This is a genomic window from Flavilitoribacter nigricans DSM 23189 = NBRC 102662, from assembly GCF_002646595.1.
Classification (GTDB): Bacteria; Bacteroidota; Bacteroidia; order Chitinophagales; family Saprospiraceae; genus Flavilitoribacter; species Flavilitoribacter nigricans.
Genome location: NZ_PDUD01000060.1, coordinates 26,684 through 45,104 on the forward strand (window position 1 = coordinate 26,684; position 18,421 = coordinate 45,104).

Here is an 18,421-nt window from a genome sequence, read left to right on the forward strand (position 1 = left end):
GGCAGGATGCTGAAATGGACGATTCGCAGGAGTAGGATCGATAGCCAGATCCCGTTCCTGATCCATACCTTCAGGTAGCTTCCTACTTAAAAGTAGTTAACTATTCGTATGAAAAAACATATACTAATGGGCTGTCTATTATTGCTGCAACTGGCAGTAACGGCCCAGGAGATCACGATCCGGGATCAGGAAACCCGGGAACCACTGGCGTTTGCCACAATTTTTGATGCTAAATCCAATACCGTAACCAATACCGACGGCAAAGGCCGGGCGGAAATGCGGGATTTCATCAATTCCGAAGAGATCGAGATCCAGCTTATCGGCTATAAGCACATCCACACCTCTTACGAGGAACTGGAGCAGCAGGGTTTTGAGGTACTGATGGAGCCGGCCGGCCTGTCACTGGACGAAGTAGTCGTTTCGGCGGTACGCTGGGCCCAGGAAAGACGCGATGTACCCCACAAAGTGACAACGATCCGACCGTTGGATGTGGCCCTGCAAAACCCACAGACGATGGCCGACCTGCTGGAAACTTCCGGCGAGATCTACGTGCAGAAAAGCCAGCTCGGCGGCGGTAGCCCCATGCTGCGGGGTTTTGCCACCAACCGCATCCTGCTGGTGGTAGACGGCGTGCGGATGAATACCGCCATTTTTCGCAGCGGTAATCTGCAGAACGTCATTTCTCTGGATCCTTTTGCTACCGAACAGACCGAAGTGATCTTTGGGCCCGGCTCGGTGATCTACGGTAGTGACGCTATCGGTGGCGTACTGAGTTTCAGTAGTATGGCCCCGAAGTTTGGCAAGAGCAATGAGACTTTTATTAAGGGATCAGCAGCCTTGCGTTACGCTACGGCCAACAATGAAAAAACGGCCCACGCCGACGTCAATATCGGATGGGAGAAATGGGCTTTATTGAGTAGTTTTACTTACAGTGATTTCGGAGATCTTCGCATGGGCAGTAATGGCCCCGATAAGTACCTGCGCCCGGAATACGTCAAGGTGAGTGCCGGCGGTGATCAGGTAGTTGATAATCCCGATCCGCTGGTCCAAGTGCCTACCGGATACAGCCAGTATAACCTGATGCAGAAAGTCCGGTTCCAGCCCAACAGCAATTGGGACCTCAATTACAGCTTTCACTACTCCGCTTCCAGCAATGTACCGCGTTACGATCGTCTGATCGAATACAGCGGCGGGGGCCTCCGCTCGGCCGAGTGGTACTACGGCCCGCAGGAATGGATGATGAACAATCTGAATATCAGCCATACCGGCTCGGGCATTTACGACCACCTGCGTCTGACACTGGCGCAGCAGCATTTCGAAGAAAGTCGCCACGACCGGCGCTGGGGACGCACCCAACTGAGGCACCGCTACGAAGCGGTCGAAGTGATCTCAGCCAATCTGGACCTGGAAAAAAGCTTCAGCGAAAAAAGCCAGTTGTTCTATGGTCTGGAAATGCTACTGAACACGGTTGGCTCCACCGGACAGAGCGAGGATATTGAAACCGGTGCCACTCAGGCCGTGAGTACCCGCTATCCGGACGGCTCCACCTGGAATTCTTATGCGGCCTATATGAACTGGCGGTACCGCCTGCACCCAAAACTAAGTGTGCTGACCGGGGCACGTTACAACCTGGTCAAAGTAGCGGCCACTTTTGACGATACCTTCTTTCCGCTGCCCTTTCCTACGGCCGAGCTGAGCCCGGACGCGCTCAACGGCAGTATTGGTCTGGCCTACCAGCCGGACCCGACCTGGCAGATCAATGCAAATATCTCTACCGGTTTCCGGGCGCCCAATATCGATGACCTGGGTAAGATCTTCGATTCGGAGCCGGGCGCGGTGATCGTTCCCAACCCGGACCTGCGGCCGGAATACGCGGTCAATACGGAACTGGGCTTTATCAAAACCATCGACGAAAAAGTGAAAGTGGATGTCACCGCGTATTATACCCAACTGCGGGATGCACTGGTACGCCGGGAATTTCGACTCAACGGTCAGGACAGTATCGAATACGACGGCGTGCAGAGCCGGGTACTGGCCATTCAGAATGCAGCGGAAGCTACCGTCTGGGGGATCCAGGCCGGTATCGAACTGAAGCTACCGGGTGGTTTTGGTTTGAATTCGCGCTTCAACTACCAGCATGGAGAGGAAGAACTGGATAATGGTGATACTGCTCCGCTGCGGCACGCGGCACCCTGGTTCGGAGTTACCCATCTGACCTATAAGTACAAGCGATTGAAGGCCGATCTCTACGCGATCTACAACGGAGAGGTGGCCAACGACGAACTGGCTCCCAGCGAGCAGGAGAAAACGGATCTCTACACTGCGGACGAAAACGGGAATCCCTATTCTCCGGCCTGGACGACGCTGAACCTGAAAATGAATTACGGGATCGGTGACGGATTGCTGCTGGGGCTGGGACTGGAAAATATCCTGGACAAGCGCTACCGTCCGTATTCTTCCGGGATCACGGCACCAGGGAGAAACCTGATCGTTTCCGCCCGTCTGCAGTTTTAGAAAGTACGGTCAGTTGGTGCTCAGCCGGTACGCTTTCCGAGTGTAGGGCAAATTGCACAGCAAGTAGACTTTTTAAACCTGACGGATTGGAGAGATCCGTTTGCTCGCTGGCCCGAACTGACGGATTTTCCCAATCCGTCTGGGCTATAGTCGATACAAGCTGTGCCGTTTGTCCTACACACGTGCCTTCCGGCTGACAGCCGACTGACCAACTTTTTCCTTATCTTTCGAGCAAAATCTGCATCCATGCGGTACCGGACCATTTTGCTCATTTGCCTTTTTATTACCCACCACGCCTGTACACCGGCCGAACCGGAAGAAGAGGCTACGCCGTCCCTGGCTCTGGCGGAAGCCGAAGGAGCATTCGGTGATCCGGTAAAACTGATCCTGGATACCGATACCGCCAACGAAATTGACGACCTTTACGCCATTGCGCGGCTATTGCCGGAAGACCGGATCAATCTCCTGGGCATTACTTCGGCCCAGTGGTTTCACGTTTTATCCGGCGATAGTACGGTGTATCAAAGTCAGCGACTAAACGAAGAAATGCTGGGCATTGCCGATCGGATGGATCTGCCGCATCCGCTGGGGGCGGATATGATCATGGGCATGCCCTGGGGTGGTGACGAAGCGCGGGAGAGTGAGGCGACAACTTTTATTATCGACCAGGTAAAGGCCCTGCCGGAGGGAGAAAAACTGGTGGTGATGAGTATCGGGGCCACTACAAATCTGGCATCGGCCATTGCCCTGGCCCCGGAAATTGCTCCAAAAATCGTAGCTTATACCTTAGGGTTTCAATACGACCACGAGCGGGGCGTCTGGGATAAGGATGAATTTAATATTCGTCGGGATCTCAATGCCGCCAATTTCCTGCTGAACCGGGAGGATCTGGAACTGCACATTATGCCGACCAGCGTTGCCGTCAAGTATACCTGGCCGCGGGAGGATACTTTTGGCCGGCTGGACCAATTAGGGGCTATGGGCGCTTATCTGAAGCAAAAATGGCTGGAGCGCTTCCCGGATAATGACAGCTGGGTGATGTGGGATGTCGCTTTGGTTCACGCCTTCCTCGACCCGGACATGGCTCCGGAAACGCCCGTCAGGACACCGCCGGAAAATGTACAGCGCCGGATCTGGATGTATTCGGACCTGGATTTTTCGGCCATGCAGACCGATTATTGGGAAACAATGAATTATTGGAAACCATAAAATAGCGTGCGGGGAGCGGGACACCGCGCTCGGAAAGCCCGATACCCGGCACCGGATACCAACTTATTACTTATGTCTAATTCGCCAGAAAGAGAAAAACAATCCAGTAGCTTTTATTCTACCAGCTACGGAGAACGACGGAAAAAACGCCATCAGAAAGGGCAGACGCGGATGAAAGTCCTGATCGCCATCCTGGCCCTTTTGGTCATTGTGTGGTTGTTCCTGCCCCATCCTACCGGAGATACTTCCGCTTCCGCACCCGAAGACCGGACCCGGGAATTCCCGATTACCGAAACACCCATTCCGGGATCTGACGTCAGCTTGGGAGAGCAGGAAGGTTTTACGGAATTGCCGCCCGAAGCGGTCGCTCCGAATCCTTTGCTCGAAGTGTATATTGACCAGGAACTGCGGGAGGGGCCCTATAAGATTGAAGTCACTTATCCGAATAAGGAAGCCCGCCTGACCGAACAGCCGGATGGGACCCATTTGTTCCGCCTGGCCGGCCGCCTGTCCATCAACGAGGCAGCAGAAAATGAAAGTCCGGCTCCGAATCCGGTCGACGAAGAAACGGATGAGGTCATGCTTCCGACCTTTCGCGTACATCTATTTACCAACGCCCCGCAGGATTACGAAAATTTCCAGCCGGTATTCACCGAGGATATCACCTTCCAGGTAGAAGGGGAATTCTACGTCTTTCAACTTTCCCATCCGGAAGAACTGGACCCGGGCCTTTACTATTATCTGATCGAAGCCTCGGAAAGCCGAGAGGTTTTCTATGTGGGTAAAGTATCCGTTGCCGGGTAAAGATCAAATCATCCGATAACCAAATCATCAAATCATCATATTATCAATATATGTTGCGTTGTTTTTTCCGGGAAGGAACCTGGATCCGATTGTTAGAGGGAGTAGAAGCGAGCCGGGAAGCCTCGATAGAAGATGTGATCTGGATAGATCTGTTTAATCCCGATTACGAAGAACGGGCCTTCGTTGAGAAAAACTTCGGTATTGAGCTGTTTACCCGGCAGGAAGCCCAGGAGATCGAAAGTAGTTCGAAGTATTTTGAAGACGAGCAGGAGATCAACGCCAACCTGAACTACATTTACAAAAAAGAGGAAAGTTACGCGCTGGACCCGGTCTCTTTCATTCTGAGGGAAGACCGCTTGTTCACCCAGCGGGCCATCGCTCTGAAGTCATTTGACGATATCCAACGCGTGCTTCGGCACAGCCGGCGGACCCACCTCAGCGGGTTTAGTGTTTTCCTGGCGCTCTTCGAAGCCCGGGTCGATATCGAAGCCGATTTCCTGGAAGACCTTTCCCGGCGGATCTACGCCGCGGGAAAAGGCCTGGCGCTGGAACGGGAAGTGGGTGAAAATACCCTGCTGGATATCTATAACTTTCAGGAAGTCACCATCCTGTTCCGGGAAAGCACCAGTGAACTCAAACGCCTGTTCTCCTCCATTCTACGGAGTGAATATTTCCCGAAAGAAGAATACGAAAAACTGCGGGTCATGATCAAGGACGTGGATTCACTGGTATCTCACACCTCCTTTCTGTTCGAACGCCTGGAATACCTGCAGAATACCTTTCTCGGTCTGATCGATATGGAGCAGAATAAGATCATTAAGATCTTTACGGTTATGACGGTAGTGTTCATGCCGCCTACACTGATCGCTTCACTCTACGGCATGAACTTCCATTTCATGCCCGAAACCCAGTGGAAATACGGCTATCCCTTTGCGCTCGGACTGATGGTCTTGTCTTCCCTGATGACCTTGTTTTTCTTCCGGTGGAAGAAGTGGCTGTAAGTTACGACCAAAGGGCGAGGTACTAGGACTGCCCGTTAACCGTTATTGGTTGTAAAGAAAACAGCCTATGAAAATTCGATGCGTCGCTCTGGCATTAAGTGCTTTATTTTCCTTTTTAAGTTTGGATGCCCAGGACACCATCACCATATCGGTACCGCTAACCCTTACACTACAGGAAGAATCAACCGGTAAGATCGTTTCCATAGCTGAAACGGATCCTCCCGTATTGGTCGGAATTCCCAAAGGACTGGATACCCTGCTTTACTGGTCATTTGTATCCTCCGGTAGCCAGAATATCTACGATCAGTACAAAAAAGGCCGGATATCGGAAGAGGCGTTTCTGGAAAAGAAGATCTCTCCGGAAAGCTATACGGATGAAGAGATCAATTTCAAGATCTACGGCCTGAGCGGTTTTCGAAACGGGAAAAAGATCATCGTGATGGATACCAATCACAATCTCGATTTCAGTGACGAACGAGTGTTGGAACTGGATACCACCCTGACTCTGGAAGAGCGATTGGCGGATGACTACCGGCTTTGCCCCTGGATGAATATCACGCTGGATTATTACGAGAACGGCAAAGTCCATACCATTTCGAGTACCGGCCGCATCGATCCTTTCGTGATGTTAATGGCGGCTCGCGGTACCCTGGAAGAAGACCTCAAATTCAGTTTCTATACTTTTGAAAATTACCGGGGGACCCTTTCGCTCGGGGATAAAAAATACAACTTCCTGATGGATCGTGGTGCCGCCAGTGGCTTCCCCGATGATCTTCTTTTTTTTAATTACGGCTTGTACCCGGATGAGCAGGAAGATATTTTCTACCCTATTAATTTCGGCCAAAAGATCTTTATCAATAATACCCAACTGGAACTAACAGCCTTCGACCGGGAAAGTAATAGCGTGACCTTTACCCAATTCCCCCTACCCACCGATCAGATGATATTCGGAGGACGAGTCGGAATGAAAGCGCCGAGCTATACAGCTAAAGTTGTCGGAAAAGAGGATAGTATCCGGGTCGGTGGTGCCAAAGAACACTATCAATTTCTGCACGCCTGGGGCACCTGGTGCGGACCCTGTATCGGAGATCACGATGAACTCATCCGACTGTACCGGAATTATCACGGCGATAATCTGGAATTCATTGGTCTGGCCGTAGATAAAGATGAAACTACCATCAGCGCCTATACCAAAAAGAAAGGCATGGAGTGGGATAATATCTTTTTTACAAGGCGCGATGCCTTTAGGAACACTTCCATTTTAACCCAGCAATTCTACGTCAATGCCTATCCCACCTACATGATCATCGATCCGCAGGGTATGGTGGTAGCCCGGGGAAAACTCGACGAACTGGAACCATTGCTGCTGGAGATAAAAAATGGCCGCTAACCATCCACCCGGTTTTACTTAATAAACATCAACTCATCCGCACTCGAATGCTCCGGTGAAAAGTGATAGCCCTCGGGCGTCAGTTCCTTTAATTCTTCGGGATCAATGATGCGGTGTTTGATGGCCAGACCGGCCATAGCCCCGCGGGCCTTTTTGGCATTGAAAGAGATTACCTTAAGGTCACCGTTCCGGTTTTCCTTGAAATGCACGTCGACCAGGCGTCCTGCCAGTTTTTTCTGGTTTACCGATTTGAAATATTCCTGAGAAGCGAGGTTCAGGATCACATTCCCTTCGGTTTTGGCCAGGTCCGTATTGATGAGTTCGGTGATCTTATCGCCCCAGAATTCGTACAGGTTTTTTCGGCGACCGGTGCGCAGCCTCGTGCCCATTTCCAGACGGTAGGCCCGAATGAGGTCCATCGGTCGCAGCAAGCCGTACAGCCCGGAAAGAATGCGAAGGTGTTCCTGGGCAAAATCGAGATCCTCCCGCGTAAAGGTGTCTGCCTGCATACCGGTGTATACGTCACCGTCAAAAGCCAGTACGGCCTGTTTGGCGTTCCCGATTGCGAACGGTCGTTCGTATTCCTGGAAACGCTGCACATTCAGCTCGGCAATGGCATCGCTGACGCTCATCAGCTTTTTGAGACTTCTGACGGATTTTTTCTTCAGTTCTTTAACCAATCGATCACTATCGTCCAGTAATCTGGCTTCCGTATGCTCCCCGATATCCGAAGGTTCAAAATTCAATGACTTGGCGGGAGAAAGTAAGATCAACATGTAAAAAAGCAAGTGTTGGTGAAAAAAAACAACAATGATGGATTCAGATAGTTGTCGAAATCGGCCGTAAATTCAGGCCAATACAGGTGCCGGATGGCTGGAGCCAAAGCTGGAATTTAGACTATAAAGGCTCCGGTCTGGGATTATCCGGCCGGCTGGTTCGACGAATTTTTGTGCGAAAATACCAAATCGTGGATAAATGTAAGCTTTTGCTGCACACCGGGAGCGATCACAAAGGGATAAATGTCCGAAATGCCCATGCCGCGATTGAAACTATTGATGGCAAAGGTCAGCGGCACGAAGGCTTCCACGATGTTCGTGAAATCGGCTTCCGAGTAGGGGTCGAGCATGGTCTGCTTCTCAAATAATTCCGGCCCTGCCTTTTGGGGGTGCAGGCTGAGTCCGAAGGTAAATCCGGTCTCTACGGTATCCATGATGTGGAGGTAGTGAGCCCAGGTTTCCGCCCAGTCCTCCCAGGCGTGGGCGCTGGCATAACTGCTGATGTAATTTTCCTGCCAGTCAGACGGTGCTCCCTGCTGATAATAAGCTTCGAGCGCTTCCCCGTAATCCCGGGTTTCATCGCCGAATAAGTTTCGGAAGGAAGTCAGGGCGTTTTCCTGTGGAAAAACCAAAAGATCCCAGTAATAGTGTCCGACTTCGTGGCGGAAATGACCGATCAGGGTCCGGTAGGGTTCCGACATTTTCCGGCGGATCCACTCCCGGTGTACGGAATCGGCCTCGGCCAGATTGATAGTGATCAGGCCGTTCAGGTGGCCGGTCTGCACCTGTTGGGTGTCATCGGCATCCGGGGATAGGAAATCAAAGGCGAGCCCGCGCTCGGGGTCTTCCGTTTTACTGATAATCGGGAGCCCCAGCCTTTGTAAACCGTACACCAATCGGTGTTTGGCTTTTTCCAGTTGGTACCAGGCCAGTACGTTGTCCTGCACCTCCAGGTTCGGAATGGTTTTATTGAGCTGACATGCTTCGCAGAAACCGGCCTGCCCGTCGTCCGGTACCAGCCAGTTGCATACTTTGTGCGCAAAGTTGGCACAGTACTGGTACAATTGTCCGTCTTCCGGAATGACGTTCCAGCCATTACCCTGAGCCCGTAAAGGCAGAAGTTGCGCATAGCCGCTGTGATAGCCCAGATGGTGGCCACAGTTCAGGCAGGAGGTATTTTCAAAGAATACGGGTGCCTGACAATTCTGACATTGAAATACTTTCATTCGGTGATCTTTGCGGGACTCTGGTTGAGAACGCAAGATTACTTCATTTTCCGGATAGTTGCTGAAATTGTGAAGAAGATATTTTTTGTCGGACGAGGCGAATACTTCCGGGAGGAAATAGAATAGCCACCCCCGCTTACGGAGGTGGCTATTGGTTGGTAGTGGCTCGCACAAATTGCGATGCAACCTTCTGCCGATAGAGTAGGGGTGCTTACTCCTAACCGTCTGATGGAATTTGTAGACCCCTTTGGACGGAACCCACCCCACCGACAACCGGCTGCATCACAAATTGTGTAGCTTGTATACTTGATCAGGCTTCCGCCAATTCCGTTTTATGCTCGTCGATCAGCTGTTTTTGCAGATCGGGCGGCATCGGGCTGAACTCCGCAAAACGGCGGTTGAACTTAGCCCGTCCCTGAGTCAGGGAACGCAGCGAGGAAGAATACTGATACATTTCTGATTGCGGTACTCTGGCCGTGATCTTCTGGTAATGGCCGTCGGTTCCCATGCCCATGATGATGGCCCGGCGGGTTTGAAGATCGCCCATGACATCGCCCATGACGTCGTCTGCACAGAGCACTTCCAGGTCGTAGATCGGTTCGAGGATCTGCGGAGCAGCCTGCCGGAACCCGTCCTTGAACGCCTGCGTGGAGGCCAGCATAAAGGCCATATCGTTAGAATCCACGGCGTGCATCTTACCGTCGTAGATAGATACCCGGATATCCTGACAGCGGGAGCCGGTCAGCGGACCTTCCTCCATTTTCTGCATGATACCCTTTTTGATGGCATTGCTGTATTTGGCATCGATGGAACCACCGACAATACACCAGTAGAAAGCCAGCTTACCACCCCAGGGCAGATCTTCGATCTCGGTATTCCGCACACTGAGCCCGGTAGGATCGGGCATGCCTTCGTAATAAGGCTCGATCCGCATGTGGACTTCGGCAAACTGGCCGGCGCCACCGGTCTGTTTTTTGTGCCGGTACATCGTATCCGCAGATTTGGTAATGGTTTCCCGGTATGGTATCCGCGGACGGATGAAGTCCATTTTGATACCATTCACTTTTTCGATCCGGTATTTGATCAGATCCAGGTGCAACTGGCCCTGACCGTGGATGAGCGTTTGCTTCAATACCGGCGATTGTTCGACGATCAGCGTCGGATCTTCTTCCTCGATCTGATGGAGCGCCCGCATGAGTTTTTCCATCTCGTTCTTGCTGGGCGGATCCACGGCCGTGCGGATGCGCGGCTCGGGGAATACGATGGGCGAGATCTGCCGGTCGGCATTTTTATCGTTGAGGGTGTTATTGGTATGCGAACTTTTGAGTTTGACGGTAACGCCGATGTCTCCGGCCTGGAGTTCATCCACCTGCGTGCGTTCGTGGCCGTTGGCTACAAAGAGCTGACCGAAGCGTTCGGAGTTGCGATTGGTCTGGTTAACCAGTTCATCCCCGGCTTTCAGCTTGCCGGAATAAACTTTGAAGTAAGAGACCATACCGACTCTCGGTTCGGAAATAGTTTTGTAGATCAATACGGTGGTGTCATCGTTGGCATCACAGGCGAGGGTGCCTTCGTCGGCGAGCTCGGCGGCCGGACGATCGGCCGGTGACGGACAGATATCGTTGATAAAGCCCATAATGCGGCCACTTCCCATATTGCGTTCGGCGGATGCGATGAAGACCGGGAAGATCTGTTGGTTGGCGATGGCGATACGCAGGCCTTCCGCCAGTTCCTCCTCCGTCAGCGTGCCGTCTTCGAAGAACTTCTCCATTAGCCCTTCGTCATTTTCCGCAGCAGCTTCCACCAGGGCATTGTGCATTTCCTGGGCGCGTTCCATTTCGGAAGCTGGGATATCTTGCTTTTCCGGTCGGCCGCCACCGTCCGGGAACACATACATCACCATCGTCAGGGCGTCGACGATCTTATTAAAACCTGCTCCGGATGTAATTGGATATTGAATAGGGATAACCTTATTGCCAAATCGAGCTTTCGCCTGTTCCAGTGTCTGTTCGTAGTCGGCTTTATCGTGATCCATATGATTGATCACGAACAGTGCCGGTGACTTAAATCTTTCAATGTATTCCCAGATCAATTCTGTACCTACTTCCACCCCGTTCTTGGCGTTGAGCATCATGACGCCGAGGTCGGCCACTTTCAGCGAGCAGATCACTTCCCCGACGAAATCGTCAAAACCCGGTGTGTCCAGAATATTGATCTTGGAGTCTTTCCAGTTAGCGTGCATCAAAGTACTGAAGAGCGAATTGCCCCGCTCTTTCTCAATGTTGGTGTAATCCGAACTGGTGTTGCCCTCTTCGATCTTCCCGATGCGAGAAATTTCCTTTGCTTCGAAGAGCATACACTCCGAAAACAGGGTTTTCCCACTGCCAGGATGACCTAAGAGGGCAAGGTTTCTGATGTTTTTGGTGTCAAAGCTCATATGTTGGCAATTTTGGTTAAGAAATAATAATACAATGGCCTGCCACGCTGCGTCAATAGCAGAGGCGCCGGAACAGGCAAACTGTCTGGTTATTATGCAATCTAATGGGCTGGGTTGCCGGAGCAACCGGTAGCGGGAAGAGCGAAGAGCGTTCTCAGGTTTAAGTTTGGTAGTAAGTGGGCGCATGCGCGCCGGAAATTCTTGTTGTTAGGGCTCCTTGCGCTCTGTTCAATTACCCGGTAGCGGGTAGGTTTTGATCCGCCAACAAGTATGGTATGAAGTTATAAAAATTAGGGATAAAAGCAAAAAAAACTGCCTTTTTATTGCGTATGTCAAATTATTGCTGAGAGGCGGCTTATCTGTTAATTTTTCCGCATATTGCAGAGCAAAAAATAAAGCACATGATCCGGTATTATAACTTGAACGGAAAACTGACGGAAGTGGCCCGGGCCAGCCTGCAGGTCTCCGATCTGGCGATCCTTCGCGGCTTCGGTATTTTCGATTACTTTCTGGTGAAAAAACACCAGCCGTTATTCCTGGCGGATTACCTGGATCGGTTCTATAATTCGGCCGAAAAACTCGGCCTGTCCGTGCCCGTGGAGCGGAGTGAAATGACGCGTCTGATCCGGGAACTGATTGCGGCCAACGGCCTGGAAGATGCCGGGATCCGGCTGGTGATGACGGGCGGTTACGCCGCGGACAGCTACACGCCCGTAGCGCCCAACCTGATCATCATGCAGCATGAGTTCAAGGCCCCACCGGCCTGGCAGTACGATCAGGGGATCCGGCTGATGGCCTACGATCACCAGCGCGAACTGCCGGAGATCAAAAGCATCAATTACCTCACCGGCATCCGTTTGCAACCCACGCTGAAGGCGCAGCAGGCGGATTATCTGCTTTACCACGATCAGGGCGTTATCCGCGAATCCGATCGCTCCAACTTTTTCGGGCTTACCGATGACGGAATTCTGGTGACCCCGGACGATAAGATCCTGCGGGGCATCACCCGTAAACAGATCCTGCAACTGGCCGCAGATATTGTACCGGTGGAGGAACGGGAAATGGGCATGGATGAGATCCCCCGCTTGAAAGAAGCTTTCCTGACCAGTTCGACCAAAGGCGTGATGCCGGTTGTGCAGATCGACGATCAACCTATCGGCGACGGACGCCCCGGTGATCTGACCTATAAATTGGGAGAATTGTTCCAGGAACTGGTAGGCGCTTACCGGATGGTTTAGCCCGGCAGATTGTATATAATTTATCCAAATGAAGATTGAGATCCGACCGTTGACGAGTGATCCGGGGCAATTGAAGTCGGTCGGCCTGACAAAATTCCTGAAAGATGCGGAAATCTCGATCCGCTCGAGCTTAAGTCAGGCCGGTTATCCCGCCGATCTCGAAAAAAGCCTGTTATCCTGCCTGCTGCTGGTGTATTTCCTGCAGGGAGACCGACCTGCCTGCCGGCAAACCTTTGCCCGCCTGGCCCATACAGATGTCAAATTTGGAGAAACGACCGGCCGGTTCTACGACCTGGAAATAAACGCCTCCGACGCCGCAGATGCGGTCCTCGATCAATTGGAATCCATACTCGATGATGAGCAGACCATGCGGGAATTTATCCGCTGGCAATTGCTAATGAAAAGTATGATCGCTTTCAAATACGACCGGATCTTTCAATTCTCCGAACGATCTCACTGGCGGCTAACTCCGGTCCGGCTGTACCAGTTGCTGGACCTGATCGTAGACTGGCAGCACCGCTCTCACCTGCGGCCCGTTGTTTTACCGGCCCTGAAAAAACGGATCGCCTCCATGCAGCGGAAAGATACACTCCGGCAGATGCAGCCCATCGATCTGGACCGGCTGGGAATTCCCCTGCAAAAGGTCCGGGCTATGGTTTGGGATACGGGGGTGGATGCCTCCTGTCTGTCGGATATCAATACGGAGATCGGATTGTATTACGATCAGTGCAGCCGGCGGACCAGCGAAGCCCTCCTGTCTACCGAGCCGTATCCGGCAAATATCGGACTGCTGAATAAAGGACTAAAAGACCTGAGCCTGGGATTGGAGAACGAAACGACCAGGGCGCTGCTGACCTATCTGGATCAGGCCGATAAGGTCCAGATCCGGGATTTTGCCGGCTACATGAATTTCTATACGAACTACGCCCACGGCACCCAGGTGGCCAGCATTCTCAAACAGGGACATCCGCATCTGGAGATCGTGCCGGTACGGATCACTTTCGACCATAAAATGCAGTTTCCGGATATCTACACCCGCGAACGCATCGATAACGAATTGTTGATGTACCGGGAGGTATTTGACCTGATCCGGAGTCAACGCATCCGGATCGTCAACATGAGCTGGACCTACAATCGGGAAGAGATCGAAACTTCACTGATCAATAACGGACTTACCGATAAAAAGGAAAGGAGCCGGGTGTGCGAAGAATTGTTTCAGCAACTGCGGACCGGGCTGTACCAGGGGATCAAAAACTGTCCGGAAACCCTGTTCCTGGCGGGGGCGGGCAACAGCAACAACCGTCTGGATGACGATCATATCATCCCCTGTGGCATCGATCTGCCTAATCTGTTGGCGGTCGGCGCCCTGAACCGGGAAGGTAAAAGGACCCAATTCACCTCTACCGGTAAACGGGTGGCGGTCTACGCCAACGGAGAGCAAGTCGCCTGCACGGCACCGGGTGGCGTCCGGATGTACTGTTCCGGCACTTCCTACGCCGCACCGGCGGTTGCCAATCTGGCCGCTAAATTATGGTCTATTCAGCCCGAATTGCCGCTACGCGTTGTCAAACGACTGATCCTTGATAATGCCAATCAAACTGCCGAAGGCATACTCATCATCAATCCGCAGGAAACCCTCAACAAACTACTCCAGCCGGGAGCGAACTGAAAGCCCACCGGCGCTGGGGCAAAGTCCCTGCCAGACATATCCGCCGGCCATTAGGCTGCTTACTGTTCCAGTTCCTGTTCCTGGTTGACGGAATCTCCCGTGTAGACGATCGGTATCGTGAAGGTATACAGGGCCAACAGAATGGACGCCATGAACTCCCGGTACCAGGGCTGAAACTCAAAAGGCCCACCGAAGGTAAATACCCAGATCACGTAGGCCAGCGTCAGATAAAATAACTGTGGGATGTGGTGGATCTGCTTAACCCGTTTCAAATATAGTATATTGAGGATCAGGATAATGCCGAAAATGATCCAAAGCCACACCTGCAGACTCGGGTCATCCTGTAATCCGGATTTGACGATCCCGTCGATAAACATGTACAGCGCAATGGTTTCCGTCGGGATCAGCTTCAGTAATCGGGACAGGTAGGAATCCTTTTCGGCCGTTGTTGGGGCTCCGATGCTCCGGGTACGGGTCGGATTGGTACTTTGGGTAGGTTGGTGAATCTGAAAATCCATATGAATAATTTAGGGTGTTTAAGAGTGTGTTTGGGATTTTTTCTTTGCGGCGAAAACAGTCAATTTTTTGTTTAGACGAAGGTCATTTTGAAGTGCATACCTGCCCATACGGGCCCGTACCAGGGTAGGTACGGACTGAAAAATAACTGAAGTATAAACGAAAAAGTGGCGTTTGCAGCCCGATTAATAATTCCCAAACACGCTCTAAGTTTACCGCGTAGTGAAAAACCGAGGTGTATGCAACAAAAACAAATAATCCGGAGCCGCCTAATCCTGCTGATTTTCTGGGCTGGCCTTACCACTATACCGCAAACTCAGGCGCAAACCCCACTGTATTCGGCACCACTGGCTCTGGTTGAACAGCTGATGTTTATTAAGCTACGGGTGAATGACTCGCGCCCGCTGAACTTTCTACTGGATACCGGGGCGGGCGTCACCGTTATCAATGAAACCACCGCCGATCGGCTGGAACTGGATATAAGCGCCAGGTCCCGTATAAAAACCGCCGGGAAAACCCTCCTGGCCGCAACTTCCGCGGCCAATACGCTACATTTTGGAGATCTCACTTTGGAAAATATTTCTCTGGAGATCATTCGGCTCGATCACTTGTCAGAATTACTCTCCTACCCGGTAGACGGGATCATCGGCGTGGATCTGTTGCGGCAGTTCGTGTTAGAAACCGATATAGACGGGCAAACGTTCAATTTGTACGACCGGGAAAAACACTTTTATCAGGGCCCGGGCGAAACACTGGAATTACTAGAGATGGAGTACGGGCATTTTGGGGCGATGGTCTCGCTGGATCTGGGCCCCCGGTACCGGGATGTTAGCCTGGCGCTGAAGTTCGATACCGGATACTCCGGGCATCTGTTGCTGGATAACAATATCGTCAAACGTTACGAACTGATCCGTGAGAACCGGAGGTACCACGAGGTGGAAAGTTTTTCCGCCGATTCTACCATCAACATCAATTACAAAAAGAAATTGAAAAGGATCACGCTGGCCGGTAAGACCCTGCGCAATATCCCAAGCGTACTGACGGTAGACCAACGCAACATCAGGGCCGCGGAAAAAAATCTGAGCCAGGGGCTGATCGGTCAGGAAGTACTGCTGAATTTTAATATTATCTACGATTATCACCGCAGACTCATTCACCTGGAGCCGCGGTGAGCAGGACTTCGGCGCAGTACCGGATCAGTTTACGGTGCTGAAGGTATAGGAACCGATCACCTGATCGTAGCGCTCGCCGAACGGGCGGTAGTAGATCAACACCGTGTATTCATTTTCCGTTTCGTACCAGTTACCTTCGGTATTCTCGCGGGACACAGGCGGATTCAATCCCTTGGCATTGCGGGCAACGGTGACGTATTCGTACTCGTAGTACCCCTGCTTCAATAAGGCCATTCCGACGTAGGAGTTGATAGCGGCATTGTACTCCATCCGGAATTCCGGACGGATCTGCCAGTCGGTAAGCGCTCCAAAAATATAAACTTCATCGTCGTAAAAGGGCTGAGTGGTTTTCAGGAAGAAGCGGACGTAGGCGTATTCCGAAGATAGTTGCCAGTCGTTTTGGTCCTGGGTTTCGATCACGAATTTACCGTTGGCATCCCGGCGGGTGATATACACCTTGCTGTCCCGGGTATTTTCCGGCAGCAGATACACCTCGTAAAATTGCTCGCTCAGTTCGATCTCACCGATACCGGGACCGGCCAGCCGGAAACTGCGCAGGTCCGCGTAGCGGTATTCCTTCCCGGCCGGGAAAACGATCTTATCCTGATAATCGAAGGCAATGGCGTTGAGGCGGGTGAAATTGGGCGTAAGGCCGATAATGGCATTGTCCCAACGTCCGTTTTGCAGAATGGTGGCCTTTACTTCCTGCTGGGGGCTGCGGATCGGGAATTTATCGTAATCCACCTCAAAGTCGATCTCCTGGTGGGTACGGGTTTTACTCACCTTGGCCGGCGATACCAGTTTGCCGTCCACCCGGACCCGCGGATCCACCACTACAAAACGGCGGGTGATCACCGGCACTTTGTAGGATTCGTCTTCGTAAATGATCAGCAGGTAATTGCCGGATTTGGTCCAGCGCATATTGCGGGAAGGAAGTTCCACCTGGTAGTGCGTGAACTCCTTCAGTGTCTTAAAAGAATAGTTGTAATCCGTGATGCGGTCTTCACTGAAGCCGTCCAGGTATTCGAGCTGGGCGATATTGGAGGGTTTCCAGTCCTGATCACAGTGCACAAAGGTGTAGGTATAATCCTTGACGTCTCCGTCCAGATCGTCAAATTCCAGCAGGAGTGGCAGATCGGAACCGAGATTGATCACCGGTAAACTGAGGTAAAGGTCTTCTACCCGAAAGGTGACCGAGGCGATATTTTCCTGGTATACGTAATTGTCGAAAACCACATCTTCCAAATCCTGGGCGAAAACGGTTCCTGCCGTCAGGATCGTGGCGAAGAGCGTAGCAACTATAAATCTCATGTATGTTAGTTTAGTCGAAAGTCGTTTGTCAAAACCCGGCGGCGCCGGCCGTGTCGGATTACTTTTTACTTACCCAGCGGTTCCCTTTGATCCAGAATCGCCAGGACCAGTCCTTACATTCTTCGGCGTAATCGATGCCGATGCGCGGGCCGCTGCAAATGTCCTCCGGCGGCAACACTTCCTGCCGGTCTTCAATCCAGATGGGGCTTCCCGGATCGGTAATGCTGATACCCGTGTAGGCTTTATCAATGCCCAGGGCCTTAGACATAACGCCGGGGCCTGCGGTTAATTGTGGTTTTAGGGTATTCATTCCCCGCCTTTCCTGCATGATCTCGATGCCGTCGGTCGGCTCGATGGCCCGGATGAGGATAGCGTGCGGCATGCCGGCCTCCGCCGTGACCACGTTGAACAGATGGTGGATGCCGTAGCACAGATAGATATAGGCCACGCCTCCGGCTTCGAACATTACTTGGGTGCGTTTGGTGAAGCGGTTCAGGTGGGCGTGGCAGGCTTTATCATCGGGGCCGCGGTAGGCTTCGGTCTCCACGATCCGCCCGGCGGTAAGCCGATCTTCGAAATTGGTTACCAGGAACTTACCCAATAATGCCCGACTGATGCCGACTACATCAGTACTTTGAAAAAAATGATCCGGAAGTCTGAACATGAAAAATGTTATCGATGTTATAAAGCGGACTACAAACTTAGGCAACATTCCAGAATTTCGCCAAAGTAGTCTGTAGAAAGTGGAAGGCCGGTAATTCACGATCGGTCCGATGCACTACCAAGCCGCCCCTTCTCCTCGTATTGTCCCCAATTTTATTACTGAAGATGCCAAAGTTCGTGATCTGCCTGGCGCAGGGCGAAATTGGAAAGAATTGACCGAACCGAAGCTGAGACCCGGAAAGTCAGCACCCGGATTTTGTACTTTATGTGACGGCATTTCAACTTTGGTAATTAAAAAACGGAAAGAATTTTATAATATTAACTCAAACTACTATATTTGGTAGCCATTTCAAACCCAAACAAATTAAATTCCGGGCCGCCAATAGCGGTATACCTTTGCTTAATAATCCACAAATAGCCTCCGCAAGACCCCAGTTCCGGAATTAACGCATTTCTACATCTTATATCTATCTCTACCCAACTACAGCACGCGGT

14 protein-coding genes are annotated in these 18,421 nt (G+C 51.8%); 8 read left to right on the plus strand and 6 right to left on the minus strand.

Annotated elements, in window-relative coordinates; genetic code table 11:
* Nucleotides 1–108 precede the first annotated feature (108 nt).
* From CRP01_RS38310 to CRP01_RS38330, 5 genes are all read left to right on the plus strand, one after another.
* Nucleotides 109–2,514, plus strand: coding sequence for a TonB-dependent receptor (locus CRP01_RS38310; RefSeq protein WP_099155399.1), 2,406 nt, complete (start codon nt 109–111; stop codon nt 2,512–2,514).
* A gap of 246 nt (nt 2,515–2,760) precedes the next feature.
* Nucleotides 2,761–3,723: a nucleoside hydrolase gene (locus tag CRP01_RS38315; RefSeq protein ID WP_099155400.1), complete on the plus strand. Its 963-nt coding sequence runs from the start codon at nt 2,761–2,763 to the stop codon at nt 3,721–3,723.
* A gap of 72 nt (nt 3,724–3,795) precedes the next feature.
* Complete coding sequence (locus tag CRP01_RS38320; protein WP_143473730.1) at nt 3,796–4,527, plus strand: hypothetical protein; 732 nt, start codon at nt 3,796–3,798, stop codon at nt 4,525–4,527.
* 50 nt (nt 4,528–4,577) lie between these two features.
* Nucleotides 4,578–5,528: a magnesium/cobalt transporter CorA gene (gene corA / locus CRP01_RS38325; protein ID WP_099155402.1), complete on the plus strand. Its 951-nt coding sequence runs from the start codon at nt 4,578–4,580 to the stop codon at nt 5,526–5,528.
* Nucleotides 5,529–5,595: 67 nt separating this feature from the next.
* Nucleotides 5,596–6,918 (plus strand): TlpA family protein disulfide reductase, encoded by a 1,323-nt coding sequence (locus tag CRP01_RS38330; protein WP_099155403.1) that lies wholly within the window; start codon nt 5,596–5,598, stop codon nt 6,916–6,918.
* A 14-nt stretch (nt 6,919–6,932) separates the two neighbouring features.
* Here CRP01_RS38330 and yaaA read toward each other — a convergent pair whose 3' ends face one another.
* The 3 genes from yaaA to CRP01_RS38345 all read right to left on the minus strand — a co-directional run bounded on the left by yaaA (nt 6,933) and on the right by CRP01_RS38345 (nt 11,357).
* A complete protein-coding gene (gene yaaA, locus CRP01_RS38335; protein ID WP_099155404.1) occupies nt 6,933–7,694 on the minus strand; it encodes a peroxide stress protein YaaA in 762 nt (253 codons plus the stop codon).
* 143 nt (nt 7,695–7,837) lie between these two features.
* Complete coding sequence (locus tag CRP01_RS38340) at nt 7,838–8,920, minus strand: zinc-binding metallopeptidase family protein (protein ID WP_099155405.1); 1,083 nt, start codon at nt 8,918–8,920, stop codon at nt 7,838–7,840.
* Nucleotides 8,921–9,230: 310 nt separating this feature from the next.
* On the minus strand, nt 9,231–11,357 hold the full coding sequence (locus CRP01_RS38345; RefSeq protein WP_099155406.1) for an elongation factor G: 2,127 nt from the start codon (nt 11,355–11,357) through the stop codon (nt 9,231–9,233).
* A 401-nt stretch (nt 11,358–11,758) separates the two neighbouring features.
* Between CRP01_RS38345 and CRP01_RS38350 the strand changes: the two genes are divergently transcribed.
* Both CRP01_RS38350 and CRP01_RS38355 read left to right on the plus strand, forming a co-directional pair.
* Complete coding sequence (locus CRP01_RS38350) at nt 11,759–12,595, plus strand: aminotransferase class IV (RefSeq protein WP_099155407.1); 837 nt, start codon at nt 11,759–11,761, stop codon at nt 12,593–12,595.
* A gap of 28 nt (nt 12,596–12,623) precedes the next feature.
* Entirely contained in the window at nt 12,624–14,264 is a 1,641-nt protein-coding gene (locus CRP01_RS38355; RefSeq protein ID WP_099155408.1) for a S8 family serine peptidase, read from the plus strand.
* Between the two features lie 59 nt (nt 14,265–14,323).
* On the opposite strand, the gene CRP01_RS38360 is transcribed toward CRP01_RS38355, so the two are convergent.
* Complete coding sequence (locus tag CRP01_RS38360) at nt 14,324–14,782, minus strand: hypothetical protein (protein WP_099155409.1); 459 nt, start codon at nt 14,780–14,782, stop codon at nt 14,324–14,326.
* A 237-nt stretch (nt 14,783–15,019) separates the two neighbouring features.
* Between CRP01_RS38360 and CRP01_RS38365 the strand changes: the two genes are divergently transcribed.
* Entirely contained in the window at nt 15,020–15,952 is a 933-nt protein-coding gene (locus CRP01_RS38365; protein WP_099155410.1) for a retropepsin-like aspartic protease, read from the plus strand.
* 24 nt (nt 15,953–15,976) lie between these two features.
* Here CRP01_RS38365 and CRP01_RS38370 read toward each other — a convergent pair whose 3' ends face one another.
* Together CRP01_RS38370 and CRP01_RS38375 are read right to left on the minus strand one after the other, a co-directional pair.
* Complete coding sequence (locus CRP01_RS38370; protein WP_099155411.1) at nt 15,977–17,263, minus strand: type IX secretion system plug protein; 1,287 nt, start codon at nt 17,261–17,263, stop codon at nt 15,977–15,979.
* Between the two features lie 58 nt (nt 17,264–17,321).
* On the minus strand, nt 17,322–17,927 hold the full coding sequence (locus CRP01_RS38375; RefSeq protein ID WP_099155412.1) for a DNA-3-methyladenine glycosylase: 606 nt from the start codon (nt 17,925–17,927) through the stop codon (nt 17,322–17,324).
* Nucleotides 17,928–18,421: the final 494 nt, after the last annotated feature.